The organism is Spirillospora sp. CA-128828 (assembly GCF_050945415.1).
Classification (GTDB): Bacteria; Actinomycetota; Actinomycetes; order Streptosporangiales; family Streptosporangiaceae; genus Spirillospora.
Window position 1 is genome coordinate 5,019,846 of sequence record NZ_CP191986.1, and the last position, 14,486, is coordinate 5,034,331.

A 14,486-nucleotide genomic window follows, 5' to 3' on the forward strand; every position below is an offset into this window, starting at 1 on the left:
CAGACGCGTAGTTGATTCTAGAACTACGTTCGGGTTAAGTTAGCGTTCTGTTAGTTAACGCAGCGAGAGGGGCACGGCGTGCGCCGCACCGTTTTCAACGAGGACCATGAAGCGTTCCGGGACACGATCCGGGCGTTCATCGAGGCCGAGGTCGCGCCGGTCTACGAGGCGTGGGAGGACGCGGGCCACCCGCCGCGCGACTTCTACAACAAGCTCGGCGAGATCGGCGTGTTCGGCATCCAGGTGCCCGAGGAGTACGGCGGCGCGGGCGAGACCAGCTTCAAGTACCAGGCGGTGATCTCCGAGGAGTGCGCCCGCGCCGGGGTGAGCTTCGGCGGCTACGGCGTGCACGTCAACCTCGTCCTGCCCTACCTGCTGAAGTACGGGTCGGAGGAGCAGAAGAAGCGCTGGCTGCCGCCGTTCGTGTCCGGCGAGATGATGACCGCGATCGCGATGACCGAGCCCGGCACCGGCTCCGACCTCGCCGGCATGCAGACCACCGCGAAGCGGGACGGCGACCACTACGTCCTCAACGGCGCCAAGACGTTCATCACCGGCGGCGTCCTCGCCGACCGGGTGCTCGTGGTGGCGAGGACGTCCCCCGCCACGCCGGAGAACCGACGGGCGGGCCTGTCGATCCTCGCCGTCGACACCAGGAGCGACGGCTACGCGGTCGGCCGGAAGCTGGAGAAGATCGGGCTGCGCAGCTCCGACACCGCCGAGCTCTCGTTCACCGACGTCCGGGTGCCCGTGGAGGACCTCCTCGGCGAGGAGGGCCGCGGCTTCGAGTACCTGACCCACAACCTGGCCGAGGAGCGCCTCGGCATCGCGACCAGCTCCTACGCGTCCGCCGCCGCGGCCGTCGAGTTCGCCCGCAGGTACGTGCAGGACCGGACCGTCTTCGGCAAGACCGTGTCGTCGTTCCAGAACACCAAGTTCGTCCTCGCCGAATGCGCCACCGAGGTCGAGGCCGCCCGGTCGCTCGTCGACCGCTGCATCGAGGCGCTGGACGCCGGCGAGCTCACCCCCGCCGACGCCGCCGTCTGCAAGCTGTTCTGCACCGAGGTCCAGGCCCGCGTCGTCGACAAGTGCCTCCAGCTGCACGGCGGCTACGGCTACATCCTGGAGTACCCGATCGCGCGCCTGTACGCCGACGCCCGGGTCACCCGCATCTACGGCGGCACCAGCGAGGTGCTCAAGACCATCATCGCCAAGGACATCCAGGTCTGACGGAAAGGCTGCGCACATGACTGACACCCGGGTCGCCCTGGTCACCGGAGCGGCGCGCGGCATCGGCGCCGCCACCGCCGTCCGGCTCGCGAAGGAGGGCTTCGCCGTCGCGGTCTGCGACCTCGACGGGGCCGCCTGCGCCGGGACCGTGGAGACGATCGCCAAGGACGGCGGCACGGCCCTCGCCGTCGGCGTGGACGTCGCCGACTCCGCGGCGGTCTCCGCCGCCGTCGCGCGCGTCGCCGCCGAGCTCGGCCCGCCCGTCGTGCTGGTGAACAACGCCGGCATCACCCGCGACAACCTGCTGTTCAAGATGTCCGACGACGACTGGGACTCCGTCATGTCGGTGCACCTGCGCGGCTCGTTCCTGATGAGCCGCGCCGTGCAGGAGCACATGACGAAGGCCGGCTGGGGCCGGATCGTGAACCTGTCGTCGGTGTCGGCGCTCGGCAACCGCGGCCAGGCCAACTACTCCGCGGCCAAGGCGGGCCTGCAGGGCTTCACCAAGACCCTCGCCATCGAGCTGGGCAAGTTCGGCGTGACCGCCAACGCGATCGCCCCCGGGTTCATCGCGACGGAGATGACGGCCGCGACCGCCGCCCGGATCGGCGTCGGGTTCGAGGACTTCAAGGCCGCCGCCGCCAAGGAGATCCCCGTCCGGCGCGTCGGCGTCCCCGAGGACATCGCCGGCACCGTCGCCTTCCTCGTGAGCGACGACGCCTCGTTCGTGACCGGCCAGGTCATCTACGTGGCCGGTGGTCCCCGCGCCTGAGGGGGCGGCCCGCGGGCGGGACCGGGAGGGGACCGAGGAGTCGCTGCGCGCGGCGGCGATCGCGCTGCTGCGCCGCGGCGGCGTCCTCGCCGGGCTGAACCTGCGGCAGGTCGCCGACGAGGCCGGGGTCAACCGCGGGCTCGTCTACCAGTACTTCGGGTCGCGGCGGGCACTGCTGCGCTCGGCGCTGTTCCACCGCGCCCGCCCCAACGCCGAGGACGCCGTGGACGCGGCCGGGCTGCCGCTGCGCGGCCGGCTGTCGCGGCTGTTCTGGACGAGCCTGCGCAATCCCGAGCCGGTCCGGCTGGCGACACTGCTGGTCCTGGACGGCGACGACCGGCCCCGCGTCCTGCTCAACCGGGGCGCGGGCCGGGAGGACCTCGCGGCGGAGGCCGCGCGGGGCGACCTGCCGGTCGAGGACGTGGCGGCCGTCCAGGCGGCGATCGCATCGACGATCTACGGGTACACGCTGCTGCGCGAGCATCTGGCGCGGGAGATCGACGTGCCCGCGGAGGAACTGGACGATCGCATGGCCCGCTGCGTGGAGGCGATGTTCACCCGGCGGCCCCCGGGCTAGTACGTCCGCGCCGCGCCGATCTGGCCTGACAGCACCGCCGGGGCGTCGACCAGCGACGGGCCGTACCAGGTCAGGTACCGGCCGCTGACGAGCGCCACGTCGATGCCGGGGAACGACTCGGGGCCGTCGTCCGCCGTGAACCGGTAGGGCTCGTCCGGCAGGACGGCGAGGCCGGCGCCGGACGCGTTCAGCTCGTCCAGCGGGATCTTCGGATACCGGTCGGGGTGCCCGGCGTAGACGTTGGACACCCCGAGGCGGGCCAGGACGTCGCCGGTGAAGGTGTCGCGGCCGACGACCATCCATGGCCGCCGCCAGATCGGGACGACGGCCGCGCGGATCCGGCCCGGTCTCACATCCGCCCAGACGCGGGCCGCCTCGTCCAGCCAGGACGGGACGGGCACACGGCACGCCTCGGTGAGCATGCGCCGCAACGACGCCAGGGCCTCGTCGACCGTGCGGATCTCCGTCATCCACACCGGGATTCCCGCCGCCCGCAGCGCCTCGACGTCCTCGGGACGGTTCTCCTCGGTGTTCCCGACGACGACGTCCGGCCGCAACTCCGCGATCTTCGCCACGTCGGGGTTCTTCGTGCCTCTCACGCGCGGCACGTCCAGGCCCCCGGGATGGGTGCACCAGTCGGTCGCGCCGGCGAGCAGCCCGGGGGCGGTCACCGCGACCGTCTCCGTCAGCGACGGGACGATCGACACGACCCGCCCCACCCGGTCCGGGACTGAGACCGGGACGCGGGTGTCGTCGAGAGCGCTCACACGTTGCGGCGGTACTGGCCGCCGACCTCGAAGAACGCGTCGGTGATCTGCTGGAGGCTGCACACGCGCGCCGCGTCCATCAGCACCGCGAAGACGTTCTCGCCCGCCTGCGCCGCGTCCCTGAGCGCGGCGAGGGCGGCCGACGCCTCCGCGCCGTGCGCGTCCTGGTAGCCGTGGACGCGGTCGAGCTGGGACCGCTTCTCCTCCTCGGTCGCGCGGGCCAGTTCGATCTTCTTCGGCGTCCCGTCCGCGGCGTCCGGGCTCCGGAAGGTGTTGACGCCGATGATCGGCAGGGAGCCGTCGTGCTTGCGCTGCTCGTACAGCATCGACTCGTCCTGGATGCGGCCGCGCTGGTAGCCGGTCTCCATCGCGCCGAGCACGCCGCCGCGCTCGCTGATGCGGTCGAACTCCGCCAGCACCGCCTCCTCGACCAGGTCGGTGAGCTCGTCGATGACGAACGACCCCTGCAGCGGGTTCTCGTTCATCGCCAGGCCCCACTCGCGGTTGATGATGAGCTGGATCGCCAGCGCCCGCCGCACCGACTCCGCCGTGGGCGTGGTGACGGCCTCGTCGTAGGCGTTGGTGTGCAGGCTGTTGCAGTTGTCGTAGATGGCGATCAGGGCCTGCAGCGTCGTGCGGATGTCGTTGAAGTGCATCTCCTGCGCGTGCAGGGAACGCCCGGACGTCTGCACGTGGTACTTGAGCTTCTGGCTGCGCTCGTTGGCCCCGTACCGGTCGCGCATGGCCACGGCCCAGATGCGGCGGGCGACGCGTCCGAGCACGTTGTACTCGGGGTCCATGCCGTTGGAGAAGAAGAACGACAGGTTGGGCGCGAAGTCGTCGATGTCCATGCCGCGCGCCAGGTAGGACTCGACATAGGTGAACCCGTTGGCGAGGGTGAACGCGAGCTGGCTGATGGGGTTCGCGCCCGCCTCGGCGATGTGGTAGCCGGAGATCGACACCGAGTAGAAGTTGCGGACCTTGTTGGCGATGAACCACTCCTGGATGTCGCCCATCATCCGCAGCGAGAACTCGGTGGAGAAGATGCAGGTGTTCTGCCCCTGGTCCTCCTTGAGGATGTCGGCCTGCACGGTGCCGCGCACGGTCGACAGCACGCGCGCGCGGATCTGCGCGGCCTCCTCCGCCGACGGCTCGCGCCCGTGCTCCTCGTAGAAGGCGTCCAGGCCCTGGTCGATGGCGGTGTTGAGGAAGAACGCCAGGATCGTGGGCGCGGGCCCGTTGATGGTCATCGACACCGAGGTGGTCGGCGACGACAGGTCGAACCCGTCGTAGAGCGCCTTCATGTCGTCGAGCGTGGCGATCGACACCCCGGACGTGCCGACCTTGCCGTACACGTCGGGGCGCTCGTCCGGGTCGCGCCCGTAGAGCGTGACCGAGTCGAAGGCGGTCGACAGCCGCGTCGCGGGCTGGCCCTCCGACAGCAGCTTGAAGCGGCGGTTGGTGCGGAACGGGTCGCCCTCCCCCGCGAACATGCGCGCGGGGTCCTCGTTGTCGCGCTTGAAGGGGAACACACCGCCCGTGAAGGGGAAGCCGCCGGGCAGGTTCTCCGACCGGAGGAACCGCAGCAGTTCACCGTGGTCGGTGTAGCGCGGCAGCGCGACGCGCGGGATCCGGCTGCCCGACAGCGATTCCCGCGTGAGCCTGGTGTGCAGTTCCTTGTCGCGGATCTTCACGACCTGCTCGTCGCCGGAGTAGGACTCCACCACGGCGGGCCAGCCCTCGATCAGCTCGGCGTTGCCGGGGGCCACGTCGCGGCGCGCCTTCTCCAGCAGCCCTTCGACCTCGGCCGCGTCCGTCAGCTCGGCGCGCACCTCGTCGAGCCGCTGGACGCGCCGCACCGCCTCGATCTGCTTCGCGGTGTCGGCGTGGTAGCCGCGCACCGTCTCGGCGATGTCGGACAGGTACCGCACCCGGCCCGGCGGGATCACGGTCGCGGCGCCGGTCGACACCTTGGTCGTGACGTCGGGCAGGGCGCCGTCCTCCAGCCGCAGCCCGTGGCCGCCCAGCAGCCCGCCGAGGTGCTGGTAGAGCGCCGTGACGCCGTCGTCGTTGAACGTCGCCGCGCTGGTGCCGAACACGGGCATGTCGTCGGGCTTCTGCCCGAAGGCCTCCCGGTTGCGGACGAGCTGGCGGCCCACGTCCCGCAGCGCGTCGGCGGCGCCGCGCCGCTCGAACTTGTTGATCGCCACCACGTCCGCGAAGTCGAGCATGTCGATCTTCTCCAGCTGGGACGCGGCGCCGAACTCCGGCGTCATCACGTACAGCGAGACGTCGACCAGCGGGACGATCGCGGCGTCGCCCTGCCCGATGCCGGGGGTCTCCAGGACGACCAGGTCGTATCCGGCGGCCTTGCAGGCGGTGACGATGTCCCCGACGTTCTCCGGCAGCTCCCGCGCCCCCCGCGTGGCCAGCGAGCGGAAGAACACGCGGTCGCCGTCCAGGGAGTTCATCCTGATCCGGTCGCCCAGCAGCGCGCCGCCGCCGCGCCGCCGCGTCGGGTCCACGGCCAGCACCGCGACGCGCAGCCGGTCCCCCTGGTCGACGCGCAGCCGCCGCACCAGTTCGTCGGTGAGGGACGACTTCCCGGACCCGCCCGTCCCGGTGATCCCCAGCACCGGCACCCGCCGGGCGCCCGCCGCCTCCGCGAGCCGTGCCCGGTCGTCCGCCGGCAGCTTCCCCGCCTGGAGGCAGGTGATGGCCCGGGCGAGGGCGCGCCGCTCCCCCGCGAGGACCTCGTCCACGGGAACGGGCTCCGCGGCGAGGTCGACGTCGCAGTCGCGCACCAGCTCGTTGATCATCCCGGGCAGGCCGAGGCGCTGCCCGTCCTCCGGGGAGAAGATCCGCACCCCGGCGCCGGACAGCCGCGCGATCTCCTCGTGGACGATGACGCCGCCGCCCCCGCCGAACACCTTCACGTGCTCGGCGCCGGCCTCCTTCAGGCTGCGCGACAGGTACTCGAAGTACTCGACGTGGCCGCCCTGGTAGGAGCTGATCGCCACGCCCTGCGCGTCCTCCTCCAGGACGGCGTCGACGACCTCGCGGACCGAGCGGTCGTGGCCGAGGTGCACCACCTCGGCGCCCTGGGACTGCAGGATGCGCCGCATGATGTTGATCGCCGCGTCGTGGCCGTCGAACAGCGCCGCCGCCGTCACGAACCGCACCGGGTGCACCGGCGCGTGCAGGTCCCGCGTCACCGTCCCCACCCCAAACCTTGGACATCCAATATTTGGAAGTTAAAATAGTTTCCGTGCGCGACGCAGTCAAGACCACGTACGGTGGGCCGGTGCCCGACACCCCCGACCCGATCACCGAGGCCCACCGCCAGTGGAGCACCCGCTGGCCCGAGCACGCCGACCACATGGCGGCCGTCACCTCGGTGATGCGGGCCCAGCAGCTGCTGCTGAGCCGGATCGAGGCCGTCCTCAAACCGTACGGGCTGACGTTCGCCGCCTACGAGGCGCTGCGGCTGCTCGCCTTCACCCGCACCGGGACGCTCCCCATGGGCAAGATGGGCACCCGCCTCATGGTGCACCCCGCGTCGGTCACCAACGTCATCGGACGCCTGGAGCAGCGCGGGCTCGTCGGCCGCCGCCCCTCCCCCGACGACCGCCGCGTCGTCCTCGCCACCCTCACCCCAGCCGGCCGCGACCTCGCCGAGGAGGCCACCCTCGCGCTGAACGAGTCCGGCTTCGGCATCTCCGGCCTCCCCGCCGCCGAGGCGGCCGAGATCACCGCTGCTCTGCGCCGGGTACGCCTGACCACCGGCGACCTCGACTAGCGCGGTCCGCGCCCGGCCGGTCGTCGACGATCCCGGCGGCCGGTGCGCGTCGGCGGAGAAGATCCGGGGAATCGCCGAGAAGAGGCACCGGACGCCTTCTACACCTGAGGACGGTCATGACGAACGAAACGGTCTTCACCTACGGGGCACCGCAGTTGAAGTTCGGCACGGGGGCGGCCGACGAGATCGGCTTCGACCTGGCGCAGTACGGGGCGGGCAGGGTGCTGGTGGTGACCGACCCCGGAGTCGCCGCCACCGGCGGACCGCAGCGGATCGCCGACGCGATGAAGGCGTACGGGATCGAGGCGGCGGTCTTCGACGGCGTCCGCGTCGAGCCGACGGACGCGAGCATGCGGCACGCCGTCGAGCACGCGCGGGAGACCGGGCCCTACGACGCCTACGTGGCGGTCGGCGGCGGGTCGAGCATCGACACCGCGAAGGCGGTCAACCTGCTGACGACGAACGAGGGCGACCTCGCCGAGTACCTGAACCCGCCCGTCGGGGCGGGGCGCGCACCGGAGCGGCCCCTGCTGCCGCTGGTCGCCGTCCCGACGACGACCGGCACCGGCGCCGAGAGCACGACGGTGTGCGTCCTCGACGTCCTGGACCTGCGGGTCAAGACCGGCATCAGCCATCCGCGGATGCGGCCGGCGCTCGCGGTGGTCGATCCGGAGCTGACGATGTCGCAGCCGTCCGGCGTGACCGCGTCCGCCGGGATGGACATCCTGTGCCACGCCCTGGAGAGCTACACCGCACGCCCCTACGACGACTACGAGCGCAAGCGCCCCGAGCAGCGGGTGCCGTACTGCGGCGCCAACCCGGTGTCGGACATGTGGGCGGAGAAGTCGCTGAGCCTGCTGTCCCGGTCGTTCCGCAAGGCCGTCCGGGACGGCGACGACCGGCAGGCCCGCACCGACATGGCGCTGGCGGCCACGTTCGCGGGGCTGGGCTTCGGCAACGCCGGGGTCCACATCCCGCACGCCAACGCCTACCCGATCGCCGGGATGGTGAAGGACTTCCACCCGGACGGCTACCCCGGCGGGGAGGCGATGGTCCCTCACGGGATGTCGGTGTCGCTGACGGCTCCCGAGGCGTTCCGGTTCACCTACCAGGCGCGTCCCGAACGGCACGTGCGGGCCGCCGAGCTCCTCGACCCGCGGCTGGACCGGCCGAACGACCCGGCCGAGCACCTGCCGCTCGCCGTGCTGAGCCTGATGCGCGACATCGGCATCCCGGACGGGATCGCCGGCGTCGGCTACGCCGAGGGCGACATCCCCGGGCTGGTGGAGGGCACGATGAAGCAGCAGCGGCTGCTGGCCACCTCGCCGCGCCCGGTGGACGAGGAGTCCGTCGCCGAGATCTTCAGGCGCTCCCTGCGGCTGTGGTGAGGCGGCCTTCCCGCCCCCTGGGCGGGCGGAACGATCGCTTATGCTGCGGGGCACATCCGTTGTGTCGCAAGGAGGCGTGATGGCGGATTCGCCGACGATGACGTACGGCGGCTATCTGAAGCTCGACGATCTCCTGTCCTGCCAGGAGCCGAGGACGCGGGCCCACGACGAGCTGCTCTTCGTGATCATCCACCAGGTCTACGAGCTGTGGTTCAAGCAGATCCTGCACGAGGCCGAGCTGCTGCAGAGCAGGCTGGAGGAGGGCAACAGCGGCGGCTCGCTGCACACCGCCCGCCGCATCGCCAAGATCCTCAAGACCGTGGTCGGGCAGCTGGACGTGCTGGAGACGATGACGCCCCGGCAGTTCGCCTCGTTCCGCGACGCGCTCGGCAGCTCCAGCGGATTCCAGAGCGAGCAGTTCCGCGAGATCGAGGCCGTCCTCGGCCGGCGCGCGTTCCCCGCCTCCGACCTGCGCGGCGACGAGCGGCTCCAGGCCGCCGTCTCCCGCCCGTCGGTGTTCGACTCGCTGCTGCGCTACCTCGCCGGCCGCGGGCTCCCCGTCCCGGAGGCGGCGCTCGGCCGCGACACGTCCCGGGCGTGGGAGCCGGACCCCGGCGTCCAGAAGGTCCTCCTCACCGTCTACGCGGACGAGAGCGGACCGGCCGCCGAGGTCTGCGAGGCGCTCGTCGACGTCGACGAGGGCATCCAGGAGTGGCGGTACCGGCACCTGAAGATGGTCGAGCGGACGATCGGCGCGAAGATCGGCACCGGCGGGTCGGCCGGCGCCGACTACCTGCGCAGCACCCTGTTCGCGCCCGCCTTCCCCGACCTGTGGGAGGTCCGCTCGCAGACCGAGCCGGCAGAGACAGGGGAGGTCCCCGTTCATGGCGGCTGACGACCAGCGGGTCGCGATCGTCGGCGCGGGCCTGGCGGGCTGCCTGCTCGCGGTGCTCCTCGGCCGCCGCGGCATCGCCGTGACGGTGTACGAGCGGCGCCCCGACCCGCGCGTCGCGGGCGCCGAGCGCGGACGCTCCATCAACCTGGCGATCTCGGCCCGCGGCCTGGCCGCGCTGGAGCAGGTGGGCCTGCGGGACCAGTCCCTCAAGCAGGCGCTGCCCATGCACGGCCGGATGGTGCATCCCCTCCGGGGCACGCAGAACTTCCAGCCCTACAGCGCGGACGGCGAGCGCGCCATCAACTCCATCAGCCGCGCCGAGCTGAACCGGTCGCTGCTGGACACCGCCGAGGCCACGCCCGGGGTGACGCTGCGCTTCTCCCAGCGCGTCACCGGCGTGGACACCGAGGCCGGGGCCGTCCTGATGGAGGACGGGAACGCCGAGCCCGCCACCGTCGTGCTGGCCGGGGACGGCGCCTACAGCGCGGTCCGCGGGTCCCTTGAGCTGGACGAGGACGCCGACTTCCTGGAGCACGGCTACAAGGAGCTGACCGTCCCGCCGAAGAACGGCGAGTTCGCGCTCGACCCGGACGCGCTGCACATCTGGCCGCGCGGCACCTCGATGGTGATCGCGCTGCCGAACCTGGACAGGTCGTTCACCTGCACGCTGTTCTGGCCGAAGGACGACCTCGCCGCCCTCGACACGCCGGAGAAGGTCGCCGCCCGCTTCGAACGGGACTATCCCGACGTCGCCGGGCTGATGCCGGACCTGACCGCCGACTACGCGCGGAACCCGGTCGGGTCGCTGGTCACCGTCCGCTGCTGGCCGTGGACGAGGTACGGGCGCGGCGCGATCGTGGCGCTGCTGGGCGACGCCGCGCACGCGATCGTCCCGTTCTTCGGGCAGGGTGCGAACTGCGCCTTCGAGGACTGCATCGAGATCGACCAGTGCCTGACCGAGGCCGGCGGCGACTGGGCCCGCGCGCTCTCCCTCTACCAGGAGCGGCGCAAGGCCAACACCGACGCGATCGCCGAGATGGCGCTCGACAACTTCGTCGAGATGCGCGACCGGGTGTCGTCCCCGGTGTACCGGGCGAAGCAGGCCGCGACGCACGCGCTGGAGCGGCGCCTCGCCGGACGCTACGTCTCGCGCTACGAGCTGGTCTCGTTCTCGACGCTGCCGTACGCGGAGATCCCGGCGCGGATCAGACGGCAGAACGGGGTGCTAGCCGCCGCCGTCCTCGGCGCCGCGGCCGCCGCCGGCCTGGGTCTGCGCGCCCTCCGCCGCCGCTAGCGCGGCCCGGCGGTCGCGGCGGCCCGCGGCGAGGTCGGCGACGGCCGCGGCCAGCGCCGCCAGCACGAACACCAGGATGACGACCAGCCCGTGCCGGAACGCCGTCGCCCAGTCCCCGCGCGTCCCGGCGAGGGTGGCGAAGAACACCGACCCGACGGCGGCGATGCCGGTCGCGCTGCCGACGCGCTGCCCCGTCTGCAGGACGCCCGCCGCGCTGCCGCCCTCGGTGTAGTCCACCTCCGACAGCGTGAGCGTCTGGTTCGGCGCGATGACGAGGCCGGTGCCGACGCCCGCCAGCGCCAGCGGCGCGGCGGTCGCCCAGGCGACACCGCCGCCCGGTCTCAGCTCCACGGCGATCCACGCGGCAGCGAGGCCGGCCAGCACCAGGCCCAGGCCGGCGGAGACGAGCAGCCGGCCGTAGCGCGACACGGCCCGGCCGCCGGCCGCGGACGCGATCCCCGACCCGACCGCGAACGGCGTGATCGCCAGGCCCGCGCCGAGCGCGCTGTAGCCGAGGCCGTTCTGCAGGTAGAGGGTGAAGATGAAGAAGATCGCGGTGAACCCGGCGAAGAACAGCAGCGCGATCGCCGTGCCCAGCGTGTAGGAGCGCAGCCGGAACAGGGCGAGATCGATCATCGGTGCCCGGGCCCGGCGCTCCCACGCCGCGAACACCGCGATCAGGACGGCGCCCGCCAGGATCAGCAGCCATTTCAGGCCGCCGTGCCACTGCTGCTCCTGGACGAGCGGCAGCAGCACGCACACGACGCCTGCGCCCAGCAGGAACACGCCGAGCGGATCCAGGCCCTGCCGCTCCCCGTAGACCGGCGCGGGCAGCAGCCGCCACGCCAGGAACAGCGCCGCCACCCCGACCGGGACGTTGACGTAGAACACCCACCGCCAGCCCTCCTCGGGACCGGCCAGCGCGATCAGCGCCCCGCCGAGCAGCGGGCCCACGGCGGTGGCGACGCCGATGACGCCGCCGAGCGCGCCGAACGCCCGCCCCCGGTCCGCGCCCCGGAACAGCTCCTGGATGAGGCCCGCGACCTGGGGGATGACGATCCCGCCCGCGATGCCCTGCACCAGCCTCGCGAGGACGAGGAACAGGGTCGTCGGCGCGATGCCCGCCCCGGCGCTCGCCAGCGTGAACAGCGCGAGCCCCGACATGAACACCGCGCGGCGGCTGCGGGCGTCGCCGAGCCGCCCCGCCGGGACGAGGACGAGCCCGAACGTCAGCGCGTACCCCGACAGGATCCACTGCAGCTCCGCCTCGGAGGCGTCCAGGCCCGCCCGGATCGAGGGCAGCGCCACGTTGACGATGCTGACGTCCAGCAGCGTCATGAACGCCGCGACCAGGCAGACCGAGAGCGCCTGCCACCGCCGCCGCCCGTCGCCGTGCTCCGGCGCGTCCGCGGCCTCTGACTGCACGGGCAGGGTCCTTTCCGGAGAACACCGGGCGAAACGCCGGGCGGGTACGGCCCGGCCGCCGCGCTGTGCCAGAGTTGCCGGATGACCGATTCCACTCCGGGGACCGGCCCCGAGGAACCGCTGTGCTCCGCCAAGGGCTGCCGCGCCGACGCCGTGTGGGCGCTGCGGTGGAACAACCCGAAGATCCACACGCCGGACCGGCGGAAGATCTGGCTGGCCTGCGACGAGCACCGCGAGAGCCTGTCGGCGTTCCTGTCCCGCCGCGGCTTCCTGAAGGACGTGGTGCCGGTCGCCGACCTGGACGGGCCCCCGGACCGGGGCTAGGCGTCGTCCAGGACCGGCTCGCCCGCCGGCCCCGGGACCTCGGTCCGCCAGCCCTCGGCCATCTCGGTCAGCCGGGCGGCGGCGTCCCGCGCGGGCGCGCCGCGCCCGACCGCGAGGCCGAGCAGGTACGCCGTCAGAGGCGCCCCCGGCCTGGCGACCCCGTGGGCGACGTCGCGGGCGAGGTCCAGCACCAGGCCCTGGTCGATGTCGCCGCGTTCCAGGCCCAGTTCGAGGCAGGCCGCGCTGATCCAGTCCTCAAGCACCGACATGGGTCCCCCTTCACGCATGGTTCGGGTGGTCTGCCCACTTTCGCACGTTCAAAGCAGCCGGTCGGCGGCGGCCAGCTGCTCCGGGGTGTCGCAGTCGAACCAGGCCGGGCGGGTACCGGGCGGCAGCGCGACCGTCGCGGGCCGCAGGGGTTCGAGTAACGCGTGCAGGGACGCGCCCGCGTAGCCCGCCAGCGCGGTCCGGAGGGCGCCGGTGTGCCAGCACCCGGCGAGCCACTGCTCACGCCCCTGCCCGTCCACCAGCACGGCCCCCGCCCGCTCCCCCACCGCCTCCAGCAGCACGGCGATGTGCCGGGGACGCAGGAACGGCAGGTCGGCGGCCAGCAGCGCCAGCCGGGGCGCGCGGACCTCGGCGAGCCCGGCGCGCAGCGCGGGCACCGGCCCGGCGCCCGGCGGGTCCTCCCGGACGACGACGGCGCCCGGCAGGACGTCCCGCCGCGGCCCCACCACGATGAGCCGGGACGCGTCCGGCACCGCGGCGGCCGTCCATTCGATCAGCGTGCGCCCGCCGGCCGGCGCGGCGGGCTTGTCGGCGCCGAACCGGCGGGCCCGCCCGCCGGCCAGCAGGACGGCGTCGAACCCCGCCCCGGCCCCCACGGATTCAGCCGCCGATCGCGGACATGGGCCGGGCGGGCTGCAGGAACGACGGGTCGTCGATGCCGTGCCCGGCGCGCTTGGCCCACACCGCCTTGTGCCAGCGGTCGGCCAGTTCGGTGTCGGTGGCGCCCGCGCGCAGCGCGTCCCGCAGGTTGGACTCCTCGGTGGCGAACAGGCAGTTGCGGATCTGCCCGTCGGCGGTGAGCCGCACCCGGTCGCAGGCGCCGCAGAACGGCCGGGTCACCGACCCGATCACGCCGACGGTCTCGGGGCCGCCGCCGACCAGGAACGACTCGGCGGGGGCGCTGCCGCGGTCGTGCTCGGTGTCCGGCGCCAGGTCGAACGCCGCGGACAGCCGGTCCAGGATCTCGTCCGCGGTGATCATGTTCTCCCGGGTCCAGCCGTGCTGGGCGTCCAGCGGCATCTGCTCGATGAACCGCATCCGGTAGCCGTGCTCCAGGCAGTACCGCAGCAGCGGGACGGCCTCGTGGTCGTTGATCCCGCGCATCAGCACCGCGTTGATCTTCACCGGTTCCAGGCCGGCCTCCCGCGCCGCGGCCAGGCCCTTCAGGACGTCGCCCAGCCGGTCGCGGTGCGCGAGCCGCTTGAAGGTGTCGCGGTCGAGGGTGTCGAGGGACACGTTCACCCGGTCGAGCCCGGCCCCGGCGAGCGGACCCGCCAGCCGGTCGAGCCCGATCCCGTTGGTGGTCAGCGAGATCTGCGGGCGCGGCGTCAGCTCCGCCGTCCGCCGGACGATGTCCGGCAGGCCGCGCCGCAGCAGCGGCTCGCCGCCGGTGTAGCGGACCTCGGTGATCCCGAGATCGCGCACGGCGAGGCCGACCAGCCGGATCACCTCGTCGTCGGTGAGCAGCTCCGGCTTCGGCAGCCAGTCCAGCCCCTCGGGCGGCATGCAGTAGGAGCATCGCAGGTTGCACCGGTCGGTGAGCGAGACCCGCAGGTCCGTCGCGGTACGGCCGAAGGTGTCGACCAGCACGGATGCCCCTTCCTGCTGCCCGGCGGCCCGGCGCGCGGGCCGCCGCTGGATTGCGGTCGTCACCCCAGCCTATTGCGGTGGTTGACGATCCGTCCCACCGCGGGGGACGGTTACGTTCCGTCGAACATCAGGGAGGC

General features: G+C 72.8%; 14 protein-coding genes. 8 read left to right on the plus strand and 6 right to left on the minus strand.

Annotation, left to right across the window (positions count from 1 at the left end; genetic code table 11):
• Positions 1-78: 78 nt before the first annotated feature.
• From ACQPXG_RS24645 to ACQPXG_RS24655, 3 genes are read left to right on the plus strand one after another with little or no spacing between them, the layout of a single operon-like run.
• On the plus strand, positions 79-1,230 hold the full coding sequence (locus ACQPXG_RS24645; protein ID WP_433461475.1) for an acyl-CoA dehydrogenase family protein: 1,152 nt from the start codon (positions 79-81) through the stop codon (positions 1,228-1,230).
• Between the two features lie 16 nt (positions 1,231-1,246).
• Positions 1,247-2,002, plus strand: coding sequence for a 3-oxoacyl-ACP reductase FabG (gene fabG / locus ACQPXG_RS24650; protein ID WP_433461476.1), 756 nt, complete (start codon positions 1,247-1,249; stop codon positions 2,000-2,002).
• Complete coding sequence (locus tag ACQPXG_RS24655; RefSeq protein WP_433461477.1) at positions 1,986-2,579, plus strand: TetR/AcrR family transcriptional regulator; 594 nt, start codon at positions 1,986-1,988, stop codon at positions 2,577-2,579. The genes fabG and ACQPXG_RS24655 overlap by 17 nt, the downstream gene beginning before the upstream one ends.
• On the opposite strand, the gene ACQPXG_RS24660 is transcribed toward ACQPXG_RS24655, so the two are convergent.
• Positions 2,576-3,346, minus strand: coding sequence for a helical backbone metal receptor (locus ACQPXG_RS24660; protein WP_433461478.1), 771 nt, complete (start codon positions 3,344-3,346; stop codon positions 2,576-2,578). The genes ACQPXG_RS24655 and ACQPXG_RS24660 overlap by 4 nt on opposite strands.
• Positions 3,343-6,561 carry a fused isobutyryl-CoA mutase/GTPase IcmF gene (icmF, locus tag ACQPXG_RS24665; RefSeq protein ID WP_433461479.1) on the minus strand — a complete coding sequence of 1,073 codons (3,219 nt, stop codon included), beginning with the start codon at positions 6,559-6,561 and terminating at the stop codon, positions 3,343-3,345. Before icmF ends, ACQPXG_RS24660 begins: the two co-directional genes overlap by 4 nt.
• Before the next feature lie 53 nt (positions 6,562-6,614).
• On the opposite strand from icmF, the gene ACQPXG_RS24670 reads away from it, so the two are divergent.
• From ACQPXG_RS24670 to ACQPXG_RS24685, 4 genes are all read left to right on the plus strand, one after another.
• Positions 6,615-7,145 (plus strand): MarR family transcriptional regulator, encoded by a 531-nt coding sequence (locus tag ACQPXG_RS24670; RefSeq protein WP_433461480.1) that lies wholly within the window; start codon positions 6,615-6,617, stop codon positions 7,143-7,145.
• A 116-nt stretch (positions 7,146-7,261) separates the two neighbouring features.
• The gene (locus tag ACQPXG_RS24675) at positions 7,262-8,533 is read left to right on the plus strand and encodes a hydroxyacid-oxoacid transhydrogenase (RefSeq protein ID WP_433461481.1); all 1,272 of its coding nucleotides are present in this window, start codon (positions 7,262-7,264) and stop codon (positions 8,531-8,533) included.
• Positions 8,534-8,612: 79 nt separating this feature from the next.
• On the plus strand, positions 8,613-9,428 hold the full coding sequence (locus tag ACQPXG_RS24680) for a tryptophan 2,3-dioxygenase (RefSeq protein WP_433461482.1): 816 nt from the start codon (positions 8,613-8,615) through the stop codon (positions 9,426-9,428).
• A complete protein-coding gene (locus ACQPXG_RS24685; RefSeq protein WP_433461483.1) occupies positions 9,418-10,722 on the plus strand; it encodes an FAD-dependent oxidoreductase in 1,305 nt (434 codons plus the stop codon). The genes ACQPXG_RS24680 and ACQPXG_RS24685 overlap by 11 nt, the downstream gene beginning before the upstream one ends.
• On the opposite strand, the gene ACQPXG_RS24690 is transcribed toward ACQPXG_RS24685, so the two are convergent.
• Positions 10,654-12,147 carry a DHA2 family efflux MFS transporter permease subunit gene (locus ACQPXG_RS24690; protein WP_433461484.1) on the minus strand — a complete coding sequence of 498 codons (1,494 nt, stop codon included), beginning with the start codon at positions 12,145-12,147 and terminating at the stop codon, positions 10,654-10,656. The genes ACQPXG_RS24685 and ACQPXG_RS24690 overlap by 69 nt on opposite strands.
• A gap of 81 nt (positions 12,148-12,228) precedes the next feature.
• On the opposite strand from ACQPXG_RS24690, the gene ACQPXG_RS24695 reads away from it, so the two are divergent.
• Positions 12,229-12,471, plus strand: coding sequence for a hypothetical protein (locus tag ACQPXG_RS24695; protein WP_433461485.1), 243 nt, complete (start codon positions 12,229-12,231; stop codon positions 12,469-12,471).
• Here ACQPXG_RS24695 and ACQPXG_RS24700 read toward each other — a convergent pair.
• From ACQPXG_RS24700 to moaA, 3 genes are read right to left on the minus strand one after another with little or no spacing between them, the layout of a single operon-like run.
• On the minus strand, positions 12,468-12,740 hold the full coding sequence (locus tag ACQPXG_RS24700; RefSeq protein ID WP_433461486.1) for a DUF6457 domain-containing protein: 273 nt from the start codon (positions 12,738-12,740) through the stop codon (positions 12,468-12,470). The two genes, ACQPXG_RS24695 and ACQPXG_RS24700, sit on opposite strands and share 4 nt — an antisense overlap.
• A 48-nt stretch (positions 12,741-12,788) precedes the next feature.
• On the minus strand, positions 12,789-13,355 hold the full coding sequence (gene mobA, locus ACQPXG_RS24705) for a molybdenum cofactor guanylyltransferase (RefSeq protein WP_433461487.1): 567 nt from the start codon (positions 13,353-13,355) through the stop codon (positions 12,789-12,791).
• A gap of 4 nt (positions 13,356-13,359) precedes the next feature.
• Complete coding sequence (gene moaA / locus ACQPXG_RS24710; RefSeq protein ID WP_433470042.1) at positions 13,360-14,349, minus strand: GTP 3',8-cyclase MoaA; 990 nt, start codon at positions 14,347-14,349, stop codon at positions 13,360-13,362.
• Positions 14,350-14,486 lie beyond the last annotated feature (137 nt).